22 protein-coding genes are annotated in these 25,237 nt (G+C 40.7%); 3 read left to right on the forward strand and 19 right to left on the reverse strand.

Annotated elements, in window-relative coordinates:
- Nucleotides 1-162 precede the first annotated feature (162 nt).
- From alaS to gpt, 11 genes are all read right to left on the reverse strand, one after another.
- Nucleotides 163-2,790, reverse strand: a complete 2,628-nt coding sequence (gene alaS, locus SC428_RS14170; RefSeq protein WP_318708266.1) for an alanine--tRNA ligase — start codon at nucleotides 2,788-2,790, stop codon at nucleotides 163-165.
- A gap of 451 nt (nucleotides 2,791-3,241) precedes the next feature.
- Entirely contained in the window at nucleotides 3,242-4,306 is a 1,065-nt protein-coding gene (gene recA, locus SC428_RS14175) for a recombinase RecA (protein ID WP_070926502.1), read from the reverse strand.
- Between the two features lie 106 nt (nucleotides 4,307-4,412).
- Nucleotides 4,413-4,916 carry a nicotinamide-nucleotide amidase gene (gene pncC / locus SC428_RS14180; protein WP_070926504.1) on the reverse strand — a complete coding sequence of 168 codons (504 nt, stop codon included), beginning with the start codon at nucleotides 4,914-4,916 and terminating at the stop codon, nucleotides 4,413-4,415.
- 19 nt (nucleotides 4,917-4,935) lie between these two features.
- Complete coding sequence (gene lplT / locus SC428_RS14185; RefSeq protein WP_318708269.1) at nucleotides 4,936-6,129, reverse strand: lysophospholipid transporter LplT; 1,194 nt, start codon at nucleotides 6,127-6,129, stop codon at nucleotides 4,936-4,938.
- Nucleotides 6,130-6,133: 4 nt separating this feature from the next.
- Complete coding sequence (gene aas, locus SC428_RS14190) at nucleotides 6,134-8,278, reverse strand: bifunctional acyl-ACP--phospholipid O-acyltransferase/long-chain-fatty-acid--ACP ligase (RefSeq protein WP_283126796.1); 2,145 nt, start codon at nucleotides 8,276-8,278, stop codon at nucleotides 6,134-6,136.
- Between the two features lie 110 nt (nucleotides 8,279-8,388).
- Nucleotides 8,389-8,886 carry a shikimate kinase AroL gene (gene aroL / locus SC428_RS14195; RefSeq protein ID WP_070926510.1) on the reverse strand — a complete coding sequence of 166 codons (498 nt, stop codon included), beginning with the start codon at nucleotides 8,884-8,886 and terminating at the stop codon, nucleotides 8,389-8,391.
- A 145-nt stretch (nucleotides 8,887-9,031) separates the two neighbouring features.
- Nucleotides 9,032-10,285, reverse strand: a complete 1,254-nt coding sequence (gene proA / locus SC428_RS14200) for a glutamate-5-semialdehyde dehydrogenase (RefSeq protein WP_318708273.1) — start codon at nucleotides 10,283-10,285, stop codon at nucleotides 9,032-9,034.
- Between the two features lie 2 nt (nucleotides 10,286-10,287).
- Nucleotides 10,288-11,391 (reverse strand): glutamate 5-kinase, encoded by a 1,104-nt coding sequence (gene proB / locus SC428_RS14205; RefSeq protein ID WP_070927033.1) that lies wholly within the window; start codon nucleotides 11,389-11,391, stop codon nucleotides 10,288-10,290.
- A 115-nt stretch (nucleotides 11,392-11,506) separates the two neighbouring features.
- Nucleotides 11,507-11,908: a sigma factor-binding protein Crl gene (gene crl / locus SC428_RS14210; RefSeq protein WP_070926514.1), complete on the reverse strand. Its 402-nt coding sequence runs from the start codon at nucleotides 11,906-11,908 to the stop codon at nucleotides 11,507-11,509.
- A gap of 69 nt (nucleotides 11,909-11,977) precedes the next feature.
- Nucleotides 11,978-13,228 carry an esterase FrsA gene (gene frsA / locus SC428_RS14215; RefSeq protein WP_318708276.1) on the reverse strand — a complete coding sequence of 417 codons (1,251 nt, stop codon included), beginning with the start codon at nucleotides 13,226-13,228 and terminating at the stop codon, nucleotides 11,978-11,980.
- Between the two features lie 163 nt (nucleotides 13,229-13,391).
- Nucleotides 13,392-13,856 (reverse strand): xanthine phosphoribosyltransferase, encoded by a 465-nt coding sequence (gpt, locus tag SC428_RS14220; RefSeq protein WP_070926518.1) that lies wholly within the window; start codon nucleotides 13,854-13,856, stop codon nucleotides 13,392-13,394.
- A gap of 531 nt (nucleotides 13,857-14,387) precedes the next feature.
- Here gpt and pepD point away from each other — a divergent pair.
- On the forward strand, nucleotides 14,388-15,848 hold the full coding sequence (gene pepD, locus SC428_RS14225) for a beta-Ala-His dipeptidase (protein WP_318708279.1): 1,461 nt from the start codon (nucleotides 14,388-14,390) through the stop codon (nucleotides 15,846-15,848).
- 45 nt (nucleotides 15,849-15,893) lie between these two features.
- On the opposite strand, the gene dinB is transcribed toward pepD, so the two are convergent.
- Nucleotides 15,894-16,949, reverse strand: coding sequence for a DNA polymerase IV (gene dinB, locus SC428_RS14230; protein WP_318708281.1), 1,056 nt, complete (start codon nucleotides 16,947-16,949; stop codon nucleotides 15,894-15,896).
- Nucleotides 16,950-17,423: 474 nt separating this feature from the next.
- On the opposite strand from dinB, the gene SC428_RS14235 reads away from it, so the two are divergent.
- Together SC428_RS14235 and SC428_RS14240 are read left to right on the forward strand one after the other, a co-directional pair.
- A complete protein-coding gene (locus SC428_RS14235) occupies nucleotides 17,424-18,323 on the forward strand; it encodes a glycerophosphodiester phosphodiesterase family protein (protein WP_318708285.1) in 900 nt (299 codons plus the stop codon).
- A gap of 436 nt (nucleotides 18,324-18,759) precedes the next feature.
- A complete protein-coding gene (locus tag SC428_RS14240) occupies nucleotides 18,760-19,134 on the forward strand; it encodes a hypothetical protein (protein WP_140187209.1) in 375 nt (124 codons plus the stop codon).
- 106 nt (nucleotides 19,135-19,240) lie between these two features.
- On the opposite strand, the gene nqrM is transcribed toward SC428_RS14240, so the two are convergent.
- From nqrM to SC428_RS14275, 7 genes are all read right to left on the reverse strand, one after another.
- Nucleotides 19,241-19,468 carry a (Na+)-NQR maturation NqrM gene (gene nqrM, locus SC428_RS14245; protein WP_140187210.1) on the reverse strand — a complete coding sequence of 76 codons (228 nt, stop codon included), beginning with the start codon at nucleotides 19,466-19,468 and terminating at the stop codon, nucleotides 19,241-19,243.
- Between the two features lie 15 nt (nucleotides 19,469-19,483).
- A complete protein-coding gene (locus SC428_RS14250) occupies nucleotides 19,484-20,515 on the reverse strand; it encodes an FAD:protein FMN transferase (protein ID WP_070927035.1) in 1,032 nt (343 codons plus the stop codon).
- A gap of 231 nt (nucleotides 20,516-20,746) precedes the next feature.
- Nucleotides 20,747-21,973 (reverse strand): NADH:ubiquinone reductase (Na(+)-transporting) subunit F, encoded by a 1,227-nt coding sequence (gene nqrF / locus SC428_RS14255; RefSeq protein ID WP_070926524.1) that lies wholly within the window; start codon nucleotides 21,971-21,973, stop codon nucleotides 20,747-20,749.
- A gap of 15 nt (nucleotides 21,974-21,988) precedes the next feature.
- Nucleotides 21,989-22,585 (reverse strand): NADH:ubiquinone reductase (Na(+)-transporting) subunit E, encoded by a 597-nt coding sequence (gene nqrE, locus SC428_RS14260; RefSeq protein WP_070926527.1) that lies wholly within the window; start codon nucleotides 22,583-22,585, stop codon nucleotides 21,989-21,991.
- Between the two features lie 4 nt (nucleotides 22,586-22,589).
- Nucleotides 22,590-23,219 (reverse strand): NADH:ubiquinone reductase (Na(+)-transporting) subunit D, encoded by a 630-nt coding sequence (locus tag SC428_RS14265; protein WP_070926529.1) that lies wholly within the window; start codon nucleotides 23,217-23,219, stop codon nucleotides 22,590-22,592.
- A complete protein-coding gene (locus SC428_RS14270) occupies nucleotides 23,212-24,006 on the reverse strand; it encodes a Na(+)-translocating NADH-quinone reductase subunit C (RefSeq protein WP_070926531.1) in 795 nt (264 codons plus the stop codon). The genes SC428_RS14265 and SC428_RS14270 overlap by 8 nt, the downstream gene beginning before the upstream one ends.
- Nucleotides 23,999-25,237, reverse strand: a complete 1,239-nt coding sequence (locus SC428_RS14275; protein ID WP_140187211.1) for an NADH:ubiquinone reductase (Na(+)-transporting) subunit B — start codon at nucleotides 25,235-25,237, stop codon at nucleotides 23,999-24,001. The genes SC428_RS14270 and SC428_RS14275 overlap by 8 nt, the downstream gene beginning before the upstream one ends.

The following is a 25,237-nucleotide window of genomic DNA, read 5'->3' on the forward strand; positions in this document are numbered from 1 at the left end:
ACCGTGAAAACGTAAAGCAATGATATACACCTAAAGCATCGATGCCATCAAGGCAATCATTTTAATTATATACATACAAAATATAACACTACCCACAACACATTAACAATGTTGCAACAAGCAAAGTTGCCTCACGGTGCATGAGGCAACGTCACTATATGCTTAGAGCCGTGAGCTCACCCATTCTTCTACGCTTGCCATAGCAGCTGGTAATGCACTAGCATCAGTACCCCCAGCTTGCGCCATATCTGGGCGACCACCACCTTTACCACCTACTTGTTGTGCAACATACGATATCAAATCACCAGCTTTTATTTTAGCAGTCAAATCATTTGTTACACCAACAATTACACTGACTTTATCACCACTTGTTGTTGAAAGCACGATAATCGCAGATTTCAACTGATTTTTCAGGTCATCAACCATTGTTCTCAAAAGCTTAGGCTCTGTGTTATTAAGTTGGCTTACAAGTAATTTAGCGCCTTTGATATCTTTTGCTTGACTACTTAGTGAAGCACTTTCTTGAGATGCTTGTTGATCTTTTAATTGCAAAATCTCTTTTTCTAATTGGCGCGATTTATCCAATGCAGATTTTACTTTCTCAACTAGGCTATTCATATCGCCTTTTAAGAGATGAGCAATCGCATTCAGTTGTTCGGATTGGCTGTGAACACTTTCAAGTGCGCATTCACCTGTTGTTGCTTCAATACGACGAACACCTGCGGCGGTTCCTGACTCACTCAAAATACGGAATAAGCCGATATCACCGGTACGGCTAGCATGAGTACCACCACAAAGCTCAATTGAGAAATCGCCCATACTTAAAACACGTACGCGCTCTTCATATTTCTCACCAAACAGTGCCATCGCACCTTTAGCTTTCGCACTCTCTAAATCCATAAGTTCCGTATCAATGGACGTATTCTTACGAATTTGTGCGTTAACGATATCTTCTACCTGACGTAGCTGTTCTGCTGTCATCGCTTCGAAATGTGAAAAATCGAAACGGAGATATTTATCATTAACTAAAGAACCTTTCTGCGACACATGATCACCAAGAACTTGACGCAGTGCAGCATGCAATAAGTGTGTTGCTGAGTGGTTAAGACGAATAGCGTCACGTCTTTCCACATCAATTTTCGCATCAATACGATGGTTAATCACTAATGTGCCAGACTCAACTTTACCAATATGACCGATCGCTTGACCATACTTTTGTGTATCAGTAACAATAAAACTACCACTATCATTACGTAACAAGCCAGTATCACCGACTTGACCGCCTGATTCGGCATAAAATGCAGTTTTATCTAAAATGACCAACCCTTCATCACCAGCATTCAATGAATCAACTGGTTGGCCATCTTTATAAAGCGCAGTAATGGTGGCTAATTGTTCATTATAAGCATAACCAGAGAATTCACTGTGTTTTTCGACCTTGATTAATGAATTATAATCGGTACCAAAACCACTAGACTCTCTCGCACGGCGGCGCTGATCTTCCATTGCACGCTCAAAGCCTTCTTCATCGACCTTAAGATTACGCTCACGACACACGTCGGCAGTTAAATCGATGGGGAAGCCATAAGTATCATATAAACGGAATGCCGTCTCACCATCTAAAGTGTCACCCTTAAGTAGGGCGAGTTCTTCATCAAGCAATTGAAGACCACGTTCTAATGTACGTGCAAACTGTTCTTCTTCTGTTTTAAGAACTTTTTCAACCACAGCTTGTTGACGTGCAAGCTCATCAGCCGCAGCCCCCATCACTTTAATTAATGGCGCCACTAGCTTGTAGAAAAAGGTATCTTTTGCCCCCAGCATATAACCATGGCGCACAGCACGACGGATAATACGACGTAGCACATAACCACGACCTTCATTTGATGGAATAACCCCATCGCTAATCAGGAATGCACAAGAACGGATGTGATCAGCAATAACACGCAATGATTTGTTCGACAGATCCTGAGAGCCTGTTGCGCTCGCAGCAGCTGCGATCAAATCACGGAAAATATCGATGTCATAGTTTGAATTAACGTGCTGCAATACCGCTGCAATACGTTCTAGCCCCATGCCTGTATCGACAGAAGGTTTTGGTAATGGATCCATCGTACCATCTGACTGGCGATTGAATTGCATGAAAACAATGTTCCAAATTTCAATATAACGATCGCCATCTTCTTCAGCACTTCCTGGAGGACCACCCCAGATATGATCGCCATGATCATAGAAAATCTCAGTACATGGACCGCATGGACCGGTGTCACCCATCTGCCAGAAGTTATCAGATGCATATGGTGCGCCTTTATTATCACCGATACGAATGATGCGCTCTACCGGAATACCGACTTCTTTGTTCCAAATTTCATAAGCTTCATCATCGGTTTCATACACAGTAACCCACAATTTTTCTTTTGGCAGGTTGAACCATTCTTTCCCTGTTAATAGTTCCCATGCAAAATTGATTGCATCATGCTTAAAGTAATCGCCAAAGCTGAAGTTACCAAGCATTTCAAAAAAAGTGTGGTGACGGGCAGTATAGCCGACGTTTTCTAAATCGTTATGTTTACCACCTGCTCGCACACATCTTTGTGCGGTTGTCGCTCGGGAATATGCTCTTTTATCCAGACCAAGAAATACATCTTTGAACTGGTTCATCCCTGCGTTTGTGAACAATAATGTTGGGTCATTATTTGGTACTAGCGAACTGCTACTTACCACTTGGTGACCTTTCGTATGAAAAAAGTCGAGAAACGCTTGACGGATCTCAGCGGTGCTTTTACTCATATTTATCCCGATTTCAAGCTGGAAACTAAATTACGAATTGTTGAGATGGAATGTAACATCACCTCTAATCAACTCTCCGATTAAAAAGTGACTGATAAGATAAAGTCTCTTTGCGTAGAAGTAAAATTTATACTCACATCCCCAAAATCACAGTACTGTTGGCGACTTTCATTTTCATTGAGCACATTATTTATGATGTCATAGATAATGTATTCATTGGCCATTTCACTGCATTTTGAATGATTGAGTGTAATAGCTACATCCATTCGTTGCTTTCATTGTAAAGCGTCTAAATATTTTCTGAAAGTATGTTTATACCTTTCAATTGGCTATTTTTCCACAGAAAACCAACATCGCGCTCTATTATAGCTCAAACGAGAAACAAAAAAACGCCACTCTTTTTTTGGGTGGCGTTTATAATTTACTTATTTATCAAATCAATAACTAAGCATTAAAATTCTTCAGGAACTTCTTCATCGGAGTCGCTGATATAGTCGGTTGCTGCACTTTGAAATTCCCCTGTATGAGTTAATAACATTTCACGCAACTTTTTATCAATTTCGTTGGCAATCTCAGGGTGCTCTTTAAGATAAGTCGTCGAATTAGCTTTACCTTGCCCGATTTTATCGCCGTTATAGCTATACCAAGCACCTGCTTTTTCAATCAGCTTATGTTTCACACCTAAGTCAATCAGCTCACCAAAGGTATTGATCCCTTCTCCATATAGGATTTGGAATTCAGCTTGTTTAAATGGTGCTGCAACTTTGTTTTTGACGACTTTAACACGTGTTTCGCTGCCGACGATCTCTTCACCATTTTTCACTGCACCGATACGACGAATATCTAAACGCACAGATGCATAGAATTTTAGAGCATTACCGCCAGTTGTTGTTTCTGGGTTACCAAACATTACCCCAATTTTCATACGAATTTGGTTAATAAAGATAAGTAACGTATTCGAGGTTTTTAGGTTACCGGCGAGTTTACGCATTGCTTGACTCATCATACGAGCTGCTAGCCCCATATGTGAATCACCAATCTCACCTTCAATCTCAGCTTTTGGTGTTAATGCAGCCACTGAGTCAACGATGATAACATCAACGGCACCTGAACGCGTCAATGCATCACAAATCTCAAGCGCTTGTTCACCTGTATCTGGCTGAGAACATAACAAGTTGTCGATATCAACACCCAATTTTTTTGCATAGATTGGGTCTAAAGCATGCTCAGCATCGATAAATGCACATGTTTTACCACTGCGTTGTGCTGCGGCGATCACTTGTAGAGTCAGGGTTGTTTTACCTGAAGACTCTGGCCCGTAGATTTCAACAATACGACCTAATGGCAAGCCACCAGCACCTAAAGCGACATCAAGAGATAAAGAACCTGTAGAAATAGTTTCAACATCCATTGTGCGGTCTTCACCTAGACGCATAATAGAGCCTTTACCAAATTGCTTTTCAATTTGACCTAACGCCGCAGCTAGTGCTTTTTGTTTGTTTTCATCGATAGCCATGTTCACTCCCTTTGGTGCAATGGACTGCCCCACTGCAAATAGAACGATTGAGTTCGGTTTGTTGGTATTAAGTATACTGTATAATCATACAGTATCAAGAAAATTTTTATCTAATGATTTTTAAAAGTGTCTCTAATGCGTAACGAGTTGATTGCAAACGAACTGAGTATCGGTCACCTTGGAAAAGACAATGCCTAGTGGTAATTTCTATCGTTCCTGTGGGCTGTTTTTTAGCAAATCCAAACCACACGGTACCAACAGGCTTCTCATCACTTCCTCCACCGGGACCTGCAATACCACTGACAGAAACAGCAAAATCCGCTCCAGCTACTTTGAGTGCACCTTGTGCCATCTCAGTCACTACTTGCTCACTCACAGCACCAAATTTTTGCAATGAATCCTCTGTAACACCAATCATTTGGTGTTTGGCTTCATTACTATATGTCACAAAGCCGCGATGAAAGTAATCTGAGCTTCCTGCTATATCCGTCACTACTTTTGCAATCCATCCGCCAGTGCATGATTCAGCGCAAGTTATCGTTTTACCCTGTTTTTTTAGCAATTGCCCAAGCTGAATACTTAGCGTTTCGAGGTCACTTTCATTTTTCATTTGATTGTTTACCTTTGTATTATGACTTTTTGCGAGTACGATCCCAAATCCACAACCCAGCAATGGCGACAGCAAAAACAGTACCAAAACCAATTCCTACGCTGACTACCGATAACCCCGCTTTCATCGCCAAAGAATAAAGCCCTAACATGATTAACATGGCGCTATTTTCGCCTAGATTTTGCACCGCTATTGCGTTACCCGCTCCAACAGTTTCTTTACCTTTTTCTTGGAGCAATGCATTGAGAGGGACAACAAACAAGCCACCAAAAATACCTAAAACCGCTAAAATAACATAAGATGGAAAAATGTTTGTTTGCAGAGCAAGTAATACCACCATCACACCAATCACAATTCCTGCTGGGATACAGCGTGATACTGTTTTTAATGTAATAAATTTCGCCGCTAGACCTGCACCAACCACGATCCCGATCGCAACCGCCGCATTCAGGTAAGTTGGGGTTGCATTATCTTGTAATCCTAATGCGACAGGCACCCATGCTACTAATAAAAAGCGCAGTGTCACACCCGCTCCCCAGAACATACTGGTCCCTACCAAAGAAAAACGGCTTTCTTGATTGGACCATAATGTACGGCAAGCATTCCAAAAATCGACCAATAGCAGTTTAAAATGCCAGCCTTTACCTGGGCGCGCAGCAGCTAAGCGTGGGATATAAATATTCGCAATGACAGCTAATGCGTAGAGTACAGCACAAGTGCCAAGCGCTAACATCAAATGGATATCAGAGAGGATCCCACCAACGACAGAACCAATTAAAATTGCAGCAATTGTTGAAGCTTCCATCACGCCATTGGCTTTAACGAGGTTATCACCGCTTGTCAGTTCACCTAAGATACCGTATTTAGCTGGTGAATATGACGCTGCACCAATACCAACAAGCCCATAACATAAGAATGGATTAAGTCCTAAACAAATCCCAAGCGCGCCAGCAAACTTAAATAAGTTTGAAAATAACATTACCCGCCCTTTCGAAAAGCGATCAGCGACTTGTCCAACAAAAGGAGCGAGTATGATATAGGTAAACACAAATACCATTTGCAGTACTGGATGGCTCCATTCAGGGTAAAACTCCGCTTTTAACTGAGCTAAAATGGCAAATAACAAAGCATTATCAGCAAAAGCAGATAGGAATTGAGAAGCCAATACCGCTTTCATTCCTCGGCTCATTAATGGCGCGTTGACATCTTGCATACGATTATCCCTCTAACGCCATTTGTTTTAAGGTCACAAAATCCGTTTTACCTGAACCAAGTACAGGGAGTTCTTTAACAATACGAATATCTCTTGGTACTGCTAATTCAGTTAAGCCTTTCCCTTTTGCTGCTGAGGAAAGCGAGCTTCTATCAAGCTCTTTATCGGTCGTAAACAAAACAAGAGCTTCCCCTTTGCTGCTATCTGGCTTAGTCACCACAGCATGATGGGCATTCGGCGATAAACTAAAGACCATTTGCTCAATACTTTCAAGAGATACCATTTCACCTGCAAGTTTCGCAAATCGCTTCACTCGACCTTTGATAGTACAGTAGTTAAGCTCATCAAGAACCACGATATCACCAGTATCATACCAACCAGCCTCTTGCTCACCTTGTTGATTCTCCGCTGAAGGTAGTTCAAGAACACCCGGTGCTTCTACACGTAAGTAGCCCTTCATGATATTAGGGCCTTTTAATTGCAGCTTACCACCGTTCTCAATCCCTGAAATAGGGATAATCCGTGATTCCATTTGTGGCAATATTTGCCCTACGGTGCCTTCTTTCGATGCCATAGGCACATTAATTGAAACAATTGGTGCGCACTCTGTTACACCATAACCTTCTAAAATGCGAATACCAAATTTATCAAACCAAATCTTCTTAGTACTGTCTGATAATTTTTCTGCACCAGCAACGACATAACGTAATCTTGCAAAATCATATTGATGAGCAAAACGTGCATAATTCGCTAAGAAGGTCGATGTACCAAATAGCACGGTACAGTTTTTGTCATATACCAATTCAGGAATGATCCGGTAATGAAGAGGGCTTGGGTATAAAAAGACTCTGCTTCCTGAAAATACAGGGATCAATAAGCCGACCGTTAATCCAAACGCATGGAATAATGGCAATGATGACATAAAACGATCTCTAGGCGTAAAATCAGCAATTGTTTTAATTTGCTCAACGTTCGCCATTAAACTCGCATGACTATGCACAACGCCTTTTGGGGTACCTTCAGAGCCAGACGTAAACAAAACAATTGCTTCATCTTCTGCTTTACGAGGTAACACGGCTTTCTTTGGCATGAAAAGATGTTTTACGATCCAAAGCTTATCTTTTAGGGTAACTGTGTCTTTGAGATCTTCAAGGTAAATCCAACTCGCATCTGTGACTTGCTCAGGGATATGTGTCAAGTTGCCTTTTTCAAGAAATTGGCGAGAGGTAAAAATGACTTTTGCTTGAGAGGCTTTCAGTGCATTACTGATACCGTGGCTACCAGCTGTATAGTTTAACATGGCAGGCACACGTCCACGCATTAATGCGCCAAATATGGCAGCTGCGGTAACTGTTGTATTAGGGAGCAATAAGCCAATACGTTCATTTTCATGGGTATAGCGCTCAATGATCCGCCCTACTCCTAATGATTTTTTTAATAGCCCTTGATAGCTATCTTCTTTAAAATTGATATCTTCAATGCAAGGCGCACGTCGACCGAAGCGTTTTACACTATTGAGGAACTCTTCAACTAACGTCACTTGAGGACGGCAGGCCATACGTGCAGATTTCATAATGCTGTATAAATGTATACCCGCTAAACGACGGCGCTCCACGGCTTTAGGCGCTTCTGGCATAGGGATCGTTTCTGCGGGCAAAATATGCAGTGTGATAGTGGGAAACCATTTCAGTGGAATGATCCCTTTTAGGCGGCTAAAGTGGCTACGCTCAGCCCCTTCGATACGCATAGGAACCACTTTGGCTCCAGACTTTGCCGCCACAAATGCAGCGCCTTCATAGATTTTCATTAAAGAGCCATGAACAGAGATCCGGCCTTCAGGAAAAATGACGATTGGACGGCCTTTTTCGACTTCTTTAACTAGTTGGCGGATGCCTAGCGGGTTTGCAGGATCGAGAGGAACAATATCAACATATGGCTTAAGCAACTTGATCATTCTTGGTGTTGCGAATGTCGAGTAAACTGCAAACACAGGTTTTATAGGCAAAAAAAGTGCAACTAGCACCCCATCGATAAATGAAACATGATTAGGTGTGATCAAACACTTTTCTTGATAGAGTTCTTTTTCATCACCAACCAAACGAACTCGAAATAAAAATCTAAGTACTGCCTTAAGCACATTTGCCAGCATAATGAATCCCTATATTGTCATTTCTTTTATCATTCCAATCGATAATTATGTCCTGAAAATCAAAAGCCTCTAAGTAGTTTATTCCTAAAAGAGAAAAAAGGCTGCAATACTTACGCCAAATGCGTTAATTGGCTAATTATTGTATCAATCGGCAGCCCTGCATCGACAACATGATGCGCAGTTGCTCGATAAAGAGGTTCTCTTTGTGACATAACTTCGGCAATTTCTTCTATCATCGATTTACCAGTGAGACTTGGCCGTTGATCTGCTTGTGGCTCTGCTGCTAACCTTTCTGCGAGGATCTCTGGTTTGGCACTCAAATAGATAACTGTGCCGTTATCACGCATAACACGCTGGTTTTCTTCTGACAGAATAATCCCGCCGCCAGTAGAAACTATTGAGTTAGGCTGAGAAATTGATTTTAGTACTTCACTCTCTAAATGACGGAAATAGTCCCAACCATGCTGCTCAACAATTTGTGCAATACTGGTTCCTGCCCTCTCAACAATCAATTTATCAGTATCGATAAATTGATACGATTTTTGTTCCGCCAACTGTTTACCGATTGTTGTTTTTCCTGAACCTCTTGGACCGATAATGTAAAACATTAATATTCATCCCATCGTCATGATTATTATGGTATTTGCGCCACTTATTTTAAATTCTATTGCTCAGTGCTAAAAAACGACAAATAATTATAAAAAACAAAGCCACACATATTGCTGTGTGGCTCAATCGTTATTGTTTTAAATATTACGCACGATTAAGAAAATCGCCATAGCCAATCCATTTGTAAGTCGTTAGTGCATCTAGCCCCATCGGGCCTCGAGAGTGTAATTTTTGTGTACTCACTGCAACTTCAGCACCTAAACCAAACTGCCCGCCATCAGTAAATCTTGTACTCGCATTGACGTAAACAGCCGCTGAATCAACTCGTTGGATAAAGTAATTTGCTTGGCTAATAGACTCCGTTAAAATCGCATCCGAGTGTGCAGTACCATAAGTACGAATATGGTCGATAGCAGCATCAATACCAGAGACCACTTCAACATTCAGATCAAGGGATAACCATTCATCCACTAAATTCTCAGGTAACACCTCAACCACTTTAGCTGCACCGTTTTTTAAGTATGGCATCGCTTGCACACTGGCGTGTAATGTCACCTTCTGCTCTGCCATTTTTTGGCTTAATACAGGCAAAAATTCAGCCGCGATTTTTTCATGTACTAAAACAGTTTCGAGTGAATTACATGCACTTGGCCTTTGCACTTTGGCGTTGATTAACACGCTGATTGCTTTATCAAAATTTACAGATTGATCAACAAAAGTATGGCAAACACCAATCCCACCGGTGATCACGGGGATCGTAGATTGTTCACGACATAATTTGTGTAATCCTGCACCACCTCTCGGAATTAACATATCTACATAGCGATCTAATTTTAATAACTGTGCGACTAGTTCGCGATCAGGGTTATTAATCGCCTGAATGGCATCCGCTGAAATGCCGCAATTTTTAAGCGCTTTTTGAATGACAGCTGTTACGGCTAAGTTGGTGTTATGTGTTTCTTTACCACCTCGCAAGATCGCCGCATTCCCTGTTTTTAAGCACAGAGCAGCAACATCAACAGTCACATTCGGACGTGCTTCGTAAATTACGCCAACCACCCCTAGAGGCACACGGCGCCGCTGTAAATTTAGCCCGTTATCCAGTTGACTGCCATCAATGACTTGCCCGACAGGATCAGCCAGCTGGCATACTTTACGTACATCATCGGCGATACCTTTCAGGCGCTCTTGTGTCAGTAACAGTCTATCTTGCAGTGCTGGCGTCATGCCATTTGCACGCGCCTGTTCGATATCTTTCGCGTTGGCTTCAAGAATAGTCGCGCTTTCTTGTTCCAGTAAATCAGCAATTTGCTCTAAAGCTGCATTTTTTTGTTTGGTGCTTAGTTGAGCCAGTTGCCATGAGGCTTCACGAGCTGCTTTTCCCATTTGTTCTAACATAATTAACTCACTATCATATCATCGCGGTGGACAGCCACAGACCCATGTTCATAACCCAGTATACTGCCTATTTCTTGTGAATGATGACCTGCAATCATTCTTAATGCATCACTATTGTAGTGGCTGACACCATGCGCCAGATCTTTACCTGCCAGATTTCGTATACGCACGACAGCTCCACGAGAAAAATCCCCTTCAATCTTTTTGATGCCTTTAGGGAGCAGCGAACTGCCTTTTTCCATAATAGCAAGTTGTGCGCCATCATCGATATAAATATCGCCGGCGGCTGGCGCACCAAAGATCCAACGTTTACGATTTTCCATTGGATTTTTATGACCATAAAAACGCGTTCCCACAGGGATGTTGTCGATCACTGCACTGATCACATCAGGCTTATTACCCGCAGCAATGATGACATCAATTCCGGCTCTCCCAGCAACATCAGCAGCTTGCAGCTTAGTCGCCATGCCCCCTGTGCCTAACCCTGTAACACTACCACCAGCCATTTCACGTAGCTCATCATTGATCCCATACACTTCAGGGATCAATTTTGCATTTGGATTACTACGAGGATCTGAGTCATACAGCCCTTCGATGTCGGTCAACAGTAATAGTTTGTCGGCATCACCAAGAATAGCAGCAAGTGCTGATAAATTATCATTGTCACCCACTTTGATTTCAGCCGTTGCGACCGCATCGTTTTCATTGATCACAGGAACAATACCGTTATCTAACAGTGCTTGTAATGTATCTCGGGCGTTTAAAAAACGCTCTCTATCTTCCAAATCAGCCCGAGTAAGTAACATTTGCCCGATATGAATACCATAGATAGAAAAGAGCCGTTCCCATAACTGAATAAGGCGGCTTTGCCCTACAGCAGCAAGTAACTGTTTAGATGCAATGGTTGCGGGGAGTTCGGGGTAATTAAGGTGTTCACGACCAGCTGCAATGGCGCCAGAGGTGACAATAATAATACGGTGTCCTTTTTCATATTGCTGTGCGCATTGCCTAACCAGTTCAACAATATGCGCCTGATTCAATTGGCGTGAGCCCCCAGTTAACACACTGGTTCCTAATTTAACCACCACTGTTTGGCTATTTTTCATCATTTTTCTGCCATTAGGATTAACAAATACAAAGTAGATACCATTTTTATCAGCTGGAGAGCGTTATGCCAACAGGCATAACGCAAAATTAAACAAAAGTTGGTCTAAAACAAATTTATGCGCTTAATTCCAGTTTAAATTCTGCCATTTGCGCAGAAGGAAACAAAGTAAGCTCAAGTTCAGAAAATTGTTTGGAGAGGGATTGGTGAAAGGATAAAAGATTTTGCTCAATAAAATCAGTAACTGCATGGTCTTTTAGTGGCTTTGCTTGCCAGCTACCATGGCTATTGTATAGCCCAAGATGATATGAATACTCAAATCCCTCTTCACTTGGTGATAGTATCATCCACCAGCCCCAAAACTCCCTCTTCTCTGGCGCAATATTGGTGTTGACACAAACAGCAAGGCTATCAAAGAAATAGCTGCCTTCTAAGCATTGCTTTTCTCGTAAATAAGGTCCCAAAGCAGCAAACTTTTTTAAATACTTTCCGTTAGAGTAATCTGTTGGTAAAGCCATGTAAGGATCTCCTTGTTGAGAGATCCCTTTTTAACAAAAGTTAAAAAATAATCAAGTTATTAAATAAAATTAAACTATTTTACTTTTTAGCCAATCTGTCGTTTCACTGAGTGCTCGTTGAAAATTTTCAAAAACTGGGCTAGCTGGAAGTGTTAATAAATGGCTATCCATAGATGATCGAATAATTAAATCCGACTCCGCTTTTGGACTATAAATATCATTCTTCCAATGCACCGACATCATTGGCACTTGACTCCTACGACCTAAAAGCCCTTGATTTTTTAATGAATAACAACTTAGCTCATGTCGAAGTGCCGCACCATCTACGTAGTAAATCCCTAAACGGCTAGCAAAAACATCTAACTCCATTCGAGGGATATCGCTTTGATATTTATCTTCATGTAATAAACTATGAACAATAGGCCCCAATGCAGCAACCGCTTTAATTTTATCAGGGCACATATAAGCTAATCTTAAGGCTATATTCGCCCCAAAGCGTAAGCCAATAAGGCCAAAACGTGTATGATCGATCCAAGGGATGGTATCTAATTGTCTAACGACTTGCTCATGTAAAGCACTCGTTTCTTGTGAGAGCTTATATTTAACGGAGTAGCCAATAGATGGCATATCCAATGTCAGCATGGCAATGCCAAGAGGTTCAAGGTATTCCCGGAAATAGCGACAGTAATCAATTTGCAAACTATCAAGCGTGCCACAAATCATCACTGTCGGGTATGGGCCTTGGCCTGTTGATGGAATATGTAAAAAGCCACAAACCTCTTTATTACCATCAATCTTAAATGAAATTTTCTTCAACTTATAACGTGAAAACTGTGCAGCACTGTCATAAGCCTTACAAGCCAATACAATCGCTTGGTCCGCTAATTCATCACCTTTAATAAAAGGGTATGCCGCGATACTGTATAAATTTGCTGCACGTAACCACGCTCGACTCGCTTGTTCGCCGCCTTCAAACTGTAATGCATTTTGTTGCCAGCGCATCGCTTGGCTTGACCATTCAAAACACCAATTACCACGCCGATTACCGATAATAGTATCAAGTAAATTATTATCACTACGCTCTGCATCAGTAACCGCAATACGGCTCAAAACCTCTTCTATTTCTAAAGCATCAATACCACGCCAGATCCACATTAAGCGATTGATCATTCGGTACCAGCCTGCATGTTGCGTACCACTGAGCGCAGAATGACTTTTTATAATCGGTGGGCTATAAGCAGAGTATGAAACCAGTGTCGATGTTTCGGTCTGCCTAACTTTTGGCTTGAACAGTTTTTCGGAAAGATTTTGTTGAGTCATTTAGATAACCTGTTGGTTGAGCTAAATAAAAAAGGAATGCCATCGCATTCCCCTATCATATCGTTTTATGTTTTAATTTATTAGGTAATAATGTGTTAATAGGGTATTTTCTTCTATCCTAACGTCAATTATTACCTTTTATTTATACTCTAAACAATAATGATTACTTATCCTGCTCACACAAAGGCTTAACAAATACAACACCCATATCCCACGGTTGTTCAATCCATGTATTTTGCGGAATATCCACAACATAATCATCAACTAATGGGCGGCCTGCTGGTTTTGCAAAGATAGTCACAAAGTGGGCTTTTGGATACATATCGCGGATTGCTTTAGCAGTGCCGCCAGTATCAACAAGGTCATCAATAACAATAAAGCCTTCACCATCACCCGGTGCACGCTTAATCACGTTGAGGTCACGTTGGTTATCATGATCATAGCTAGAAATGCATACAGTATCGACATGACGAATACCCAGTTCACGTGCGAGAAGCGCACCAGGAACAAGGCCACCACGGCTAACAGCGATGATACCAGTCCATTGTTCGACAGGTAGTAAACGTTGTGCGAGTTTACGGGCATGTATTTGCAACATATCCCACGTTACGACATATTTTTCGCTCATAAAATTTGGGTCCCGACAGCTGAGTAAAACTGAAATGTGTCTTGCGGAAAAAAACGTTGCGCGAGATTATAGTGATTTGGTTCGCTAAAAACCAGCAAAAACGGATAATTGAGATCAATTAATATCATTTACACTGACTATTTATCGCATTAAGGTGTATGCTGAGATAATCAGTTGTATGGCTTGAATCACTTCACCATGCCTTTTTCACAGAATAAATTACTGTGCTCTATCTAATTTGAGATACAGCTAAACTGTAAAAGAGTGAACGACTAGAAGTAATAAAAAAACACTATAGTGGTTACTATAAACAAAGCTATTATTTTTCAAATTAGTACAGCAAGTTAAAGTATTTCGAACATGTATACTCTAAATAATTCGAGATGCAGCTAGGCGGCAAGTGAATGGGTCGCGAGTCGCGTACATCAGTATGCGACTGATGCCAGTGAACGCCGTCACCATACCTTAACGCAAGGTGCTGTTACTTGAAGCCTAATGAGTTATAACCAAAGTCGTATTAGGAGATCTAACGTGTCTGAACTCGCTAAACTGTCACCACAGCCATTATGGGATATTTTTGCTAAAATTTGTTCAATCCCCCATCCGTCACATCACGAAGAAGCGCTAGCAACACATATTATTGAATGGTCAAAACAAAAAGGTTTTCACGTAGAACGTGACCAAGTTGGTAATATTTTGATCCGTAAAGCAGCAACCAAAGGCTATGAAAATCGTAAAGCCGTTGTTTTACAAGCTCACTTAGATATGGTTCCACAGAAAAATAATGACACCGTTCATGATTTTACTAAAGATCCAATCCGTCCTTATATCAACGGAGAATGGGTAACCGCCGAAGGGACCACTCTTGGCGCAGATAACGGTGTAGGTATGGCATCTGCACTCGCCGTTTTGGCTGATGATAGTGTAGAACATGGCCCACTTGAAGTATTGCTAACCATGACCGAAGAAACTGGTATGGATGGCGCATTTGGCCTACAAGCTGGTTGGTTACAAGCAGACATACTGATCAATACTGACTCAGAAGAAGAAGGCGAAATCTACATGGGTTGCGCAGGGGGCGTGGATTTCACAGTCACCTTTGATTTAGCTCGTGAAGCCATCCCACAAGGTTATAAAACCTTTACCATGACGTTGAAAGGTCTAAAAGGCGGTCACTCAGGTGGTGATGTGCATTTAGGCTTAGGCAACGCTAACAAGCTACTGGCACGCTTCCTTGCAGGGCACCAAGAAGATCTTGGCTTAAAACTGCTGGAGTTTACCGGTGGTACCGTTCGTAATGCGATCCCTCGTGAAGGACATGTCATTATTGCGGTTCCTGCTGATAAAGTGACTGAATTAACTGCACTCAGAGCGCGTTATGAAGGTATCTTAAAAAATGAATTAGCCGTCGTTGAACCAAATTTAGTCCTGCTATTAGAAGAAACGCAAACAGAGCTACAAGCTCTCACTGAAGAGTGCCAAAAACGCTTTGTCTTCTTCTTAAATGCGGCACCAAATGGTGTTATCCGTATGAGCGATGTGGCAAAAGGCGTTGTTGAAACTTCCCTTAATGAAGGTGTTGTAACAATGACAGACAAGCAAGCTGAAGTGATCTTCTTAGTTCGTTCATTAATTGATAGCGGCAAAAACTATGTTGTTAACATGCTGACATCAATCAGTAAGCTTGCACAGGCTAAGTATAAAGCCGAGGGGAGCTACCCGGGCTGGCAACCAGATGCAGACTCACCAGTCATGCATTTAGTCAGTGAGACATACCAAAAATTGTTTGGTAAAACACCTAATGTCATGGTGATCCACGCTGGGTTGGAATGTGGCTTATTCAAAAAACCTTACCCTGATATGGATATGGTTTCTATTGGCCCAACCATTCGTGGCGCACACTCACCTGATGAGCGAGTACATATCGCGAGTGTTGGTGAATACTGGAAATTATTGACAGCTGTTTTAAAAGCAATCCCAGTTAAAAACTAATTTTAAGTGGCAAAGCGCTCGTCATAAGGCGAGTGTTTTGCCTACTTAAAGTGCTAATAGCAATTGCCTTTCTAGTTGTGGGCTTTGAAGAGTAACATGCAAACCAACTAACCTAACCCCTCGATTTTCACGGCGATTTTCCCAAACTTGCTTAGCTAATAAAATTAAATCTTGCTTATCTAATATAGGATAAACATGTTCTTGGGTTGTTTGCTGAAAATCATTAAATTTAATTTTTACCCCTTGGCGTGCAATACGACGATCAGGCTTAACTTTAGTCAATCTTAGCTCTAACTCCTCATAAAGCTTATCAAGTAATGGCAGGCATTCTTCCCAGTGATGAATATCTTCAGCTAATGTACGTTCAACCCCAACAGATTTGCGTAGCCTTTCAGGGTTAACTGCACGTTCATCAATAGCGTGACAACGCTCCCACAACACTTGTCCAAATTTCCCCATCGATTTTATTAAACTAACAACATCATACTGTTGTACATCTGCACAAGTTTCTAATCCCATATCTAACAATTTTTGTGCCGTAACTTTGCCAACACCGGGGATCTTCTTCAATGGCAGTGAAAGAACAAACTCAGACATATTCTGTGGAGTAATAACATATTGACCATTGGGTTTATTCAGATCAGAAGCTATTTTGGCAAGAAATTTAATTGGGGCGATCCCCGCCGAAGCCGTAAGCTGCAATTCATCAAATATTTGCTGACGAATAGCTTGAGCTATTAGGGTTGCTGAACCATGATGCTGCTCACACTCACTAACGTCTAAATAAGCTTCATCCCAAGAAAGTGGCTCAATAAGGTCGGTATAGCGAGAAAAAATTTTATGGATATGCAAAGAAGTTTCTTTATAAAGCGCCATTCGGCCTGATACAACTTTTAGATGAGGGCACAGCCTTAATGCAACTGCCGTAGACATTGCACTATGTACTCCATAACGTCGAGCTTCATAGTTAGCGGTGCTAATCACCCCACGACGATCCGCACTTCCCCCGACGGCAATAGGAATATTACGCAAGCTAGGGTCATCACGCATTTCTATTGCTGCATAAAAGCAGTCCATATCAATATGAATTATTTTTCGCACAGCAATTCACCAAAAGAAAATGAACAACTGAATAAATATACAGTATTTTATTTTAATGCGCAATTATTCAACAAAAATAAACTCGTCACCACTGCGTAATCAAAAAAGCTAAGTTATTCAACAATAATCATATGTTCATCTGATTGAAACATATCGCTGTCAAACTTCTCTGTCCTCGATGGGTTGTTAACAAGTACGGATTGAAGTGCTCTCGAACAAAGTTAGTCCTAATTAGATGAGATATTGCATACAAATGCTGAGAAAAGTATTACAAAAAGGACTCAAAAAATTAATTTAGCTTTATTCACACTCTAAATAATTCATGGTGCAGCTAGGCAATAAGTAAATGAATCGCTAAGAACTAGCACATTAGTATGTCACTAATGCGAATGAACTTAGTCACCATGACTTAATGAAGATGTTGTCACTTGAAGAATGACGGGTAGAAAACAAATATTTTTATAGGTAGCCAATATGATAAAAACGTTGATTCCACAATTAAAAAAAGGGATGGTTTTCAGTTTGTTTATTCTTGCTAGCCACAGCGCACTTGCTCAATCACCATTAATCGTGGCACATCGTGCCGGTACCGCTGACGCCCCTGAAAATACCCTTTATGCCATTAAGTTAGCAAAAGAAAATCAAGCTGATATTATTTGGTTAACTGTTCAGTTATCTAAAGATAATCAAGTTGTTTTATATAGACCTAGTGAACTCAAGGCGCTAACCGATAAGAACGGTGTAGTATCTGATTACTCAGCCAAACAACTCAACAAAATCAATGCGGCATATCAATTTAATAAAAAAAATAATATCCAATTGCCATTAGCAGAAACAACCATTGCTACGCTTGAATCTGTTCTTAAAAAATATCCTGATACTGAATTTTATATTGATTTAAAATCACCTGATGCAAATCCAGACATCCAAGCAGAAGCTATTTACACTCTGTTAGAAAAAACTAATGCCTTTAACAACATCCGTTTTTATTCAACTAACAATGCGTTTATAAAAGCTTTAGCGAAACGCTCTGATCGCATTAATACCTTTGAAAGCCGTGATGAAACTCGCACACTACTAGCCAATAATACGATGAATCATCAATGTTCAACATCAACTGAAGAAGCACCTAAAAAGCGTTGGTATGGATTTGAATTACATAGAAAAGTTGAAGTGATTGAAAAATACACGCTTGGCGAAGCACGTTCACCGGCAACCTTATCATGGGATAAAGAAGCGATTGATTGTTTTAGAAAAAATGGTGAAGCATACATAGTTTTATTTGGTGTTAATAACATCAAAGACTATCAATTTGCTAAAGAAATTGGAGCCGATGCCGTGATGGTTGATTCACCACAACTATTTAAAAAATAAATTTATTTTTGGCTTAATTAAGCTACATTTGATAATTCATAATGTGTAACTAAATTAAGCCTTTTATATTAAATGTAACCCTATAATATAAAAAGAAAATTACATTCCCATGCAGGTATATAACACTATTCTTGCTTGGTTCTAAGAAGGGAACATAAAATACGATTTTCATTAAAAATTAAAAAACATTGTAATTATTTTCAAGATAATAATAGATTAAAAACATTTCCCTCTTACAATCACATAATAGTTATTAGAAACCCCTTGTCATTAAAAGTTAATAATAACAATTAATTACTAGCCATTAAAAATGATAATAAAATGATATAATAACGCTAAAGTTATATATTGAATTCTTATAATTAATGCCATGCCATAAAGCGTATTCTAAAAAAATTAAAATATCATAATATAAAAATCAGTATTAGGAGTCATAATGAAATCATCATCTCTAGGTAAAGTAACATTAGAAAATTTTTGGAACAGTGACCTAAAATCTTTTTCAATAACTCATACACATGATAAAATTTTACATTTAGGTACAAGCCATACCGAGTATGATATTAAAGATAAACAAATAATACATAATGCTTATACCCTTATTTATACGCCACAATATGATGACTATTGGAACGTGACAATTACCACTGCAAACGGTGATATTTGGCACAATACAAGCCGTTTAAAATGTAATATAAAAAAGGAAGATAACGGAAATGTTATTATAGGAGTAAATGGTGATTCTCAAAGAATGTATGTTGCTTTCCCATTCTCCAGTACATGCTCAATGTCTCTAAAAAAAATGGATTAAAAAATTTAATACCAAAACAATCAAGAGAATATTTCGATAAAAACGTGAAGATATAACCTTAACTGTCACCAATACAGCTAAGGTTATAAGATAATAATTAAATATTTTAGATAATACGGTTTTTTTCCAACATCTTTTGGCGAGCTTGCTCACGTGCCATACGCTTTTTACGTGCATCGCAAGGCTCAGGGCAATCACAGACTTTCTCAACGCCTATGCTGCTTAACCCCCCACAACTACCTTGAATGCTTTTACGCTTAATAATGTACCCAAGTGACATGCCTAAAAATGCCAGTAGGAACAAGATAAACGCTGCAATAAAAACATTTAGCATCCTATCCCCCTAGTGTTACTGCTTCTTCTGTAAGAATGGTTCGAATGCCTTAGTATAGCGCTCTTCAAACCCTTTTTCTGTTTTCACTATCATAAATACTGGAATATTCATTTTTTCCGCTACAGCAAAACCGGTTTCTGGTCCTAAAACATTTAACCCTGTAGATAAGCCATCAGCGCTCATACAGGTTGGAGCCAATACCGTGATCGACACTAAGTTATGTTTAATCGGCATGCCAGTTTTTGGATCAATTGTATGAGAGAAACGCACACCATCTTGCTCAAAATAATTACGGTAGTCACCCGAAGTCGCAATTGACATATTCCCCGGCTCAATGACTTCTTGAGCAGTTTGATTTACACCATCAGTCGTTGGCTTTTCAATCGCTATGCGCCATGGAGCACCTTTACCATTATTGCCTTTTGTACGTACCTCACCACCAATATCAACCATATAATCATTGATCTTAACGGATTCTAAGTACTCAGCGACCACATCAACACCATAGCCCTTAGCGATTGATGATAAATCGACATACAATTCAGGAATAGTTTTAATCAGGTTATTACCCTGTACAGATAATTTTTCTATTCCGACCCAAGCACGACGTTTTTCTAATTCATCAGCCGAAGGGGCTTTTGTTACACGTCCTTCAGGGCCAAACCCCCATAAATTAACTAAAGGCCCTACCGTCACATCTAATGCACCATTAGTTAATTCGTTAATACGGATTGCTTCTTTAACAACTTTTGCTGTTGCAGCCGACACAGGAAAAGGAACATTAACCTCTTTTGATTGATTGAAGCGGCTTAGTTCAGAGTCAGGGCGATACGTTGACATCTGATCATTTACCTCTTCAAGGCGTTTATCAATCTCTGCTTGGATCGATTCACTACTTGGAGATGAAGAATCAGTAACGTATTTAATGGAATAGTAGGTTCCCATTGTCTGACCCTGTAGATTTGCCTGTTCAGGCCCACCGCAAGCGGTCAAAAAGAGTGTCGCTGCGAATAGCAGTACTGGTGTAATGACTTTTTTGTTCAGCATATTTTTCTCTGCTTCAATCATAAGTACCATAACGCTAGGTACTTAGACTATTGACAAACTAGTTCAGTTTGGCAGCAGCCGGTCGAGGTTGTAAAAAATTAACGAGTCAGCCAATTTATTCGTTTTTAACTAAAAACACAAAGGGGAAACCTTATCTTGCTCCCCCTTTTATCAACTGATAGCCCCAAAAACTGAGGCTATCCTCGTTATACTTCAAGTATATACAGTGAATTAACCACCAAAGTCATCCAGTAAGATGTTTTCATCCTCTACACCAAGATCTTTAAGCATCTTGATGACTGCGGCGTTCATCACTGGAGGCCCACACATGTAAAACTCACAATCTTCAGGTGCAGGATGATCTTTTAAGTAGTTTTCATACAGAACATTATGAATGAATCCTGTATAACCATCCCAATTATCTTCCGGCATTGCATCGGAAAGTGCAACATTCCAAGTGAAATTTTCGTTTTCAGCAGCAAGCTGATCGAAATCTTCGGTATAAAACATCTCGCGTTTAGAACGAGCCCCATACCAGAAACTAATCTTACGCTTAGACTTCAAACGTCTTAATTGATCGAAAATATGTGAACGCATAGGTGCCATACCTGCACCACCACCAATAAAGATCATCTCAGCCTCAGTCTCTTTGGCAAAGAACTCACCAAATGGGCCTGAAATAGTGACTTTATCACCGGGTTTCAAAGACCAAATATAGGAAGACATGATCCCTGGCGGAACATCTGGGTTACGAGGAGGAGGCGTGGCAATACGCACGTTTAGCAAAATAATCCCATGCTCTTCTGGATAGTTAGCCATTGAATATGCACGCACTGTAGGCTCTTTCACCTCAGATACATAACGGAATAAATTAAACTTATCCCAATCTTCGCGGTATTCTTCTGGCACATCGAAGTCTTCATATTTAACAACATGCTCAGGACATTCGATTTGAATAAAACCACCCGCACGGAATGGAACAACTTCACCCTCTGGGATTTTTAGTTTTAGTTCTTTAATGAAGGTTGCTTTATTATCATTAGAGATAACTTCACACTCCCATTTTTTAACCCCAAAAATCTCTTCAGGTAATTCAATTTTTAGATCTTGCTTAACATTCACCTGACACGCTAAACGGCAGCCTTCTTTTGCTTCACGTTTATTAATGTGAGAGAGCTCGGTTGGCAGAATATCACCACCACCTTCTTTAATAGTCACTCGGCATTGGCCGCACGACCCACCACCACCACAGGCAGATGAAACAAAAATACCTTGGTTAGACAACATCCCTAACAGTTTATCACCCGCTGGAGCATCGAAGCTTTTTTCAGGATCACCGTTAATTTCAACTTTAATGTTACCTGTATTGACTAGCTTGGATTTCGCAAACAGGATCAAACCTGTCAGCGCCAAGACTATCAAGGTAAACATCACTACACCTAGAATAATAATATCCATGAATTCTTCTCGCCCTTATAGCTGAACACCGGAGAAGGACATAAAGCCCAGTGCCATCAAACCAGTGGTGACAAAGGTAATACCTAAGCCTTTCAGACCCCCCGGAACATCGGAATATTTCATCTTTTCACGGATTGATGCTAACAACACAATCGCTAACATCCAGCCGATACCTGAGCCGAATCCATATACGATAGATTCGCTAAAGTTATAATCACGCTGAGCCATGAAAGAGACGCCACCAAAGATTGCACAGTTAACGGTAATCAACGGCAGGAAGATACCCAATGCGTTATAAAGTGACGGGAAATAACGATCTAAAATCATTTCCAAGATTTGTACTAGAGCAGCAATAACCCCAATGAAGGTAATAAAGTTAAGGAATGATAAATCAACGCCTTCAACTAGTGCACCATCCCGTAATACAAGGTTATAAACTAGGTTATTAGCGGGTACAGAAATACCTAACACAACCGTAACAGCGATACCCAAGCCAAACGCGGTCTTAACATTCTTTGATACAGCCAAAAACGTACACATACCAAGGAAGAATGCCAAAGCCATATTTTCAATAAATATCGCTTTTACAAATAGGCTAATATAATGTTCCATAGACTTAATCCTTCTCTACCTGAGCTGGTTTTAGAGTACGTAAACCCCAAATCAGCATCCCAATGATAAAGAATGCACTAGGTGCTAACAGGAACAGACCATTAGGCATGTACCAACCACCATTTTGCAGTGATTCCATAACGGTGATACCAAATAACTTACCTGAACCAAACAGTTCACGTAAGAAACCGACTAAGATCAATATCACTCCATATCCCAGTCCGTTACCGATACCATCCATAAAGCTTTCAATTGGTGGCGATTTCATCGCATATGCTTCAGCACGTCCCATTACGATACAGTTTGTAATGATGAGGCCAACAAATACCGAAAGCTGTTTCGATATCTCATACGCATAAGCACGCAGTATTTGGTCAACAACGATAACTAAAGATGCAATGATTGCCATCTGTACGATAATTCGCACACTGCTTGGAATATAATTACGAATTAATGAGATAAAAAAGTTAGAAAACGCAGTAACTAAAGTTACCGCAATAGTCATTACGACCGCTGTTTCCAACTTAGTGGTTACTGCTAATGCAGAACACACACCAAGGATTTGTAACGCAATTGGGTTGTTATCGAACAAAGGCCCAAATAGAACGCGTTTTACTTCTTTAGAATCAGCCATTATTCAGCGCTCCTTCACGAACTTTTTTCAGGAACGGACCAAAGCCGTTATCACCTAACCAAAAATCAAACATATGCTGAATGCCATTTGAGGTTAGCGTTGCTCCTGACAAACCATCGATACCATAAGGGCTATCAGTTGAGCCACTACGAACAATTTTTATGGCAGGAACACCTTGCTCGTTAAATAGCTTTTTGCCCGGCCATTGTGCTTTCCATTGCGGATTATCAACTTCACCACCCAGACCTGGAGTTTCACCGTGTGAATAGTAGGTGATACCACGGGAAGTCACGCCATCAATATCAACAGCAACAAAAGCGTACATCACGGACCATAGCCCTGAGCCATAAACAGGTAAAATAACTTGCGATATTTTGCCTGCATCATCTTTGACTAGATAAATCTCAGCACTATTAGCTCGACGACGAATTTTGGCGATATCTTCCGCAGGAGACAATGCAATACTGGTTTCATCACTACGCAATTCGCTATTTAAGTCAAAACGGCTGGTACTGTCAGAAAGCTCATTGGTTTTGAAATTCAAAAGTTTTGGCTCGATTCGCTCGCCATATACTTTCTGAACTTCTTCTGGTGTCATTTTAGGTTTTAATAGACCTGCAACGCTCAAAATATTGCGCTGCGTATCTAGCATAATTTGTTCTTGCTGCTGAGATTTTAGTCCAACAGCAGAACCCGCTACGACGATAGAACAAACTAAACATAGAATGAATACGACTATGAATGTCCTGCCGACGCTATCTTTATTTGTTGTATTTTCACTAGCCACGGGCTTTTCTCCGTTTAATATTTGCTTGAACGACCAGATAGTCAAACAGAGGAGCAAACAGGTTGGCGAACAGAATGGCTAACATCATGCCTTCTGGATACGCAGGGTTTGCAACACGGATCAGCACACACATCACGCCGATTAAGATACCGTAGGCCCACTTACCTTTATCTGTAAATGATGCCGATACCGGATCCGTCGCCATGAAGATCATCCCAAATGCGAAGCCACCTAGTACCATGTGCCAATACCAAGGCATTGCAAATAATGGGTTAGTCTCTGAGCCAATAAAGTTAAACAGATAGGACATGGCTATCATACCTACCATCACACCCGCAACGATGCGCCACGAAGCGATTCGGAAGAACATGATAAATAAACCACCAATGAAGATCATCAGCGTTGAAACCTCACCGATGGAACCTGGCATATTACCTAAAAATGCCTGCATCCAAGTGATTGGCTCACCGGATACGGTATTCATTAGCGCGTGTTCGCCACCCGTAGCCCATTGAGAAAGTGGTGTTGCACCTGAAAAACCATCCGCCGCAGTCCAAACTAAGTCACCCGAGATTTGCGCAGGGTAAGCAAAGAAAAGAAACGCACGACCAGCTAATGCAGGGTTCAGGAAGTTACGACCTGTACCACCGAAAATTTCTTTCGCAATCACAACACCGAATGTGATCCCTAATGCAGCCTGCCACAGAGGGATCGTTGGCGGTACAATAAGCGCGAATAAAATAGATGAAATAAAGAAACCTTCGTTGATTTCATGGCCACGGATCATGGAAAACAATATTTCCCAAAACCCGCCAACTACGAAGACAACAAAGTAGATAGGTAAGAAATACACAGCGCCTAGTAGCATTTTACTGCCCCACCCCGCATCAGGGGTTAACGAAGCCCCTAAAAACTGCGCTAGGCGGTAATGCCAATCACCAGCAAGTACTTGCTGTAACTCCGCACCACTATATAAATGGTAAAGTGCAGGGATCGCTTGGTTACCTACGTTGTACATTCCCCAAAACATTGCTGGGAAGACAGCCAGCCAAACAAGGATCATCATGCGTTTTAGATCGATAGTATCACGAACGTGAGAACGACCTTTTGTCACAGTTCCCGGAGTATAAAATACTGTAGAGACAGCTTCATACAATGGATAGAATTTTTCTAACTTTCCACCGGGCTCAAAATGATGCTCATTCTTTTCAAATAAATTTTTCAGACCCAT

The sequence above is a fragment of the Providencia sp. 2023EL-00965 genome (assembly GCF_033550225.1).
GTDB classification, from domain to species: Bacteria; Pseudomonadota; Gammaproteobacteria; order Enterobacterales; family Enterobacteriaceae; genus Providencia; species Providencia manganoxydans.

Coding starts and splice junctions, on each gene's coding strand:
- crl (WP_070926514.1), bottom strand. CDS start 11,908: ATGGCTTTACCAACAGATTACTCTAACGGAAAGTATTTAAAAAAGTTT.
- SC428_RS14235 (WP_318708285.1), top strand. CDS start 17,424: ATGATAAAAACGTTGATTCCACAATTAAAAAAAGGGATGGTTTTCAGT.
- aroL (WP_070926510.1), bottom strand. CDS start 8,886: ATGTTTTACATTATCGGTCCAAGAGGTTCAGGAAAAACAACAATCGGT.
- alaS (WP_318708266.1), bottom strand. CDS start 2,790: ATGAGTAAAAGCACCGCTGAGATCCGTCAAGCGTTTCTCGACTTTTTT.
- SC428_RS14265 (WP_070926529.1), bottom strand. CDS start 23,219: ATGGCTGATTCTAAAGAAGTAAAACGCGTTCTATTTGGGCCTTTGTTC.
- recA (WP_070926502.1), bottom strand. CDS start 4,306: ATGGCTATCGATGAAAACAAACAAAAAGCACTAGCTGCGGCGTTAGGT.
- SC428_RS14275 (WP_140187211.1), bottom strand. CDS start 25,237: ATGGGTCTGAAAAATTTATTTGAAAAGAATGAGCATCATTTTGAGCCC.
- nqrF (WP_070926524.1), bottom strand. CDS start 21,973: ATGGATATTATTATTCTAGGTGTAGTGATGTTTACCTTGATAGTCTTG.
- pncC (WP_070926504.1), bottom strand. CDS start 4,916: ATGAAAAATGAAAGTGACCTCGAAACGCTAAGTATTCAGCTTGGGCAA.
- proB (WP_070927033.1), bottom strand. CDS start 11,391: ATGAAAAATAGCCAAACAGTGGTGGTTAAATTAGGAACCAGTGTGTTA.
- lplT (WP_318708269.1), bottom strand. CDS start 6,129: ATGCAAGATGTCAACGCGCCATTAATGAGCCGAGGAATGAAAGCGGTA.
- nqrM (WP_140187210.1), bottom strand. CDS start 19,468: ATGCTAAATGTTTTTATTGCAGCGTTTATCTTGTTCCTACTGGCATTT.
- SC428_RS14240 (WP_140187209.1), top strand. CDS start 18,760: ATGAAATCATCATCTCTAGGTAAAGTAACATTAGAAAATTTTTGGAAC.
- frsA (WP_318708276.1), bottom strand. CDS start 13,228: ATGACTCAACAAAATCTTTCCGAAAAACTGTTCAAGCCAAAAGTTAGG.
- aas (WP_283126796.1), bottom strand. CDS start 8,278: ATGCTGGCAAATGTGCTTAAGGCAGTACTTAGATTTTTATTTCGAGTT.
- proA (WP_318708273.1), bottom strand. CDS start 10,285: ATGTTAGAACAAATGGGAAAAGCAGCTCGTGAAGCCTCATGGCAACTG.
- SC428_RS14250 (WP_070927035.1), bottom strand. CDS start 20,515: ATGCTGAACAAAAAAGTCATTACACCAGTACTGCTATTCGCAGCGACA.
- gpt (WP_070926518.1), bottom strand. CDS start 13,856: ATGAGCGAAAAATATGTCGTAACGTGGGATATGTTGCAAATACATGCC.
- nqrE (WP_070926527.1), bottom strand. CDS start 22,585: ATGGAACATTATATTAGCCTATTTGTAAAAGCGATATTTATTGAAAAT.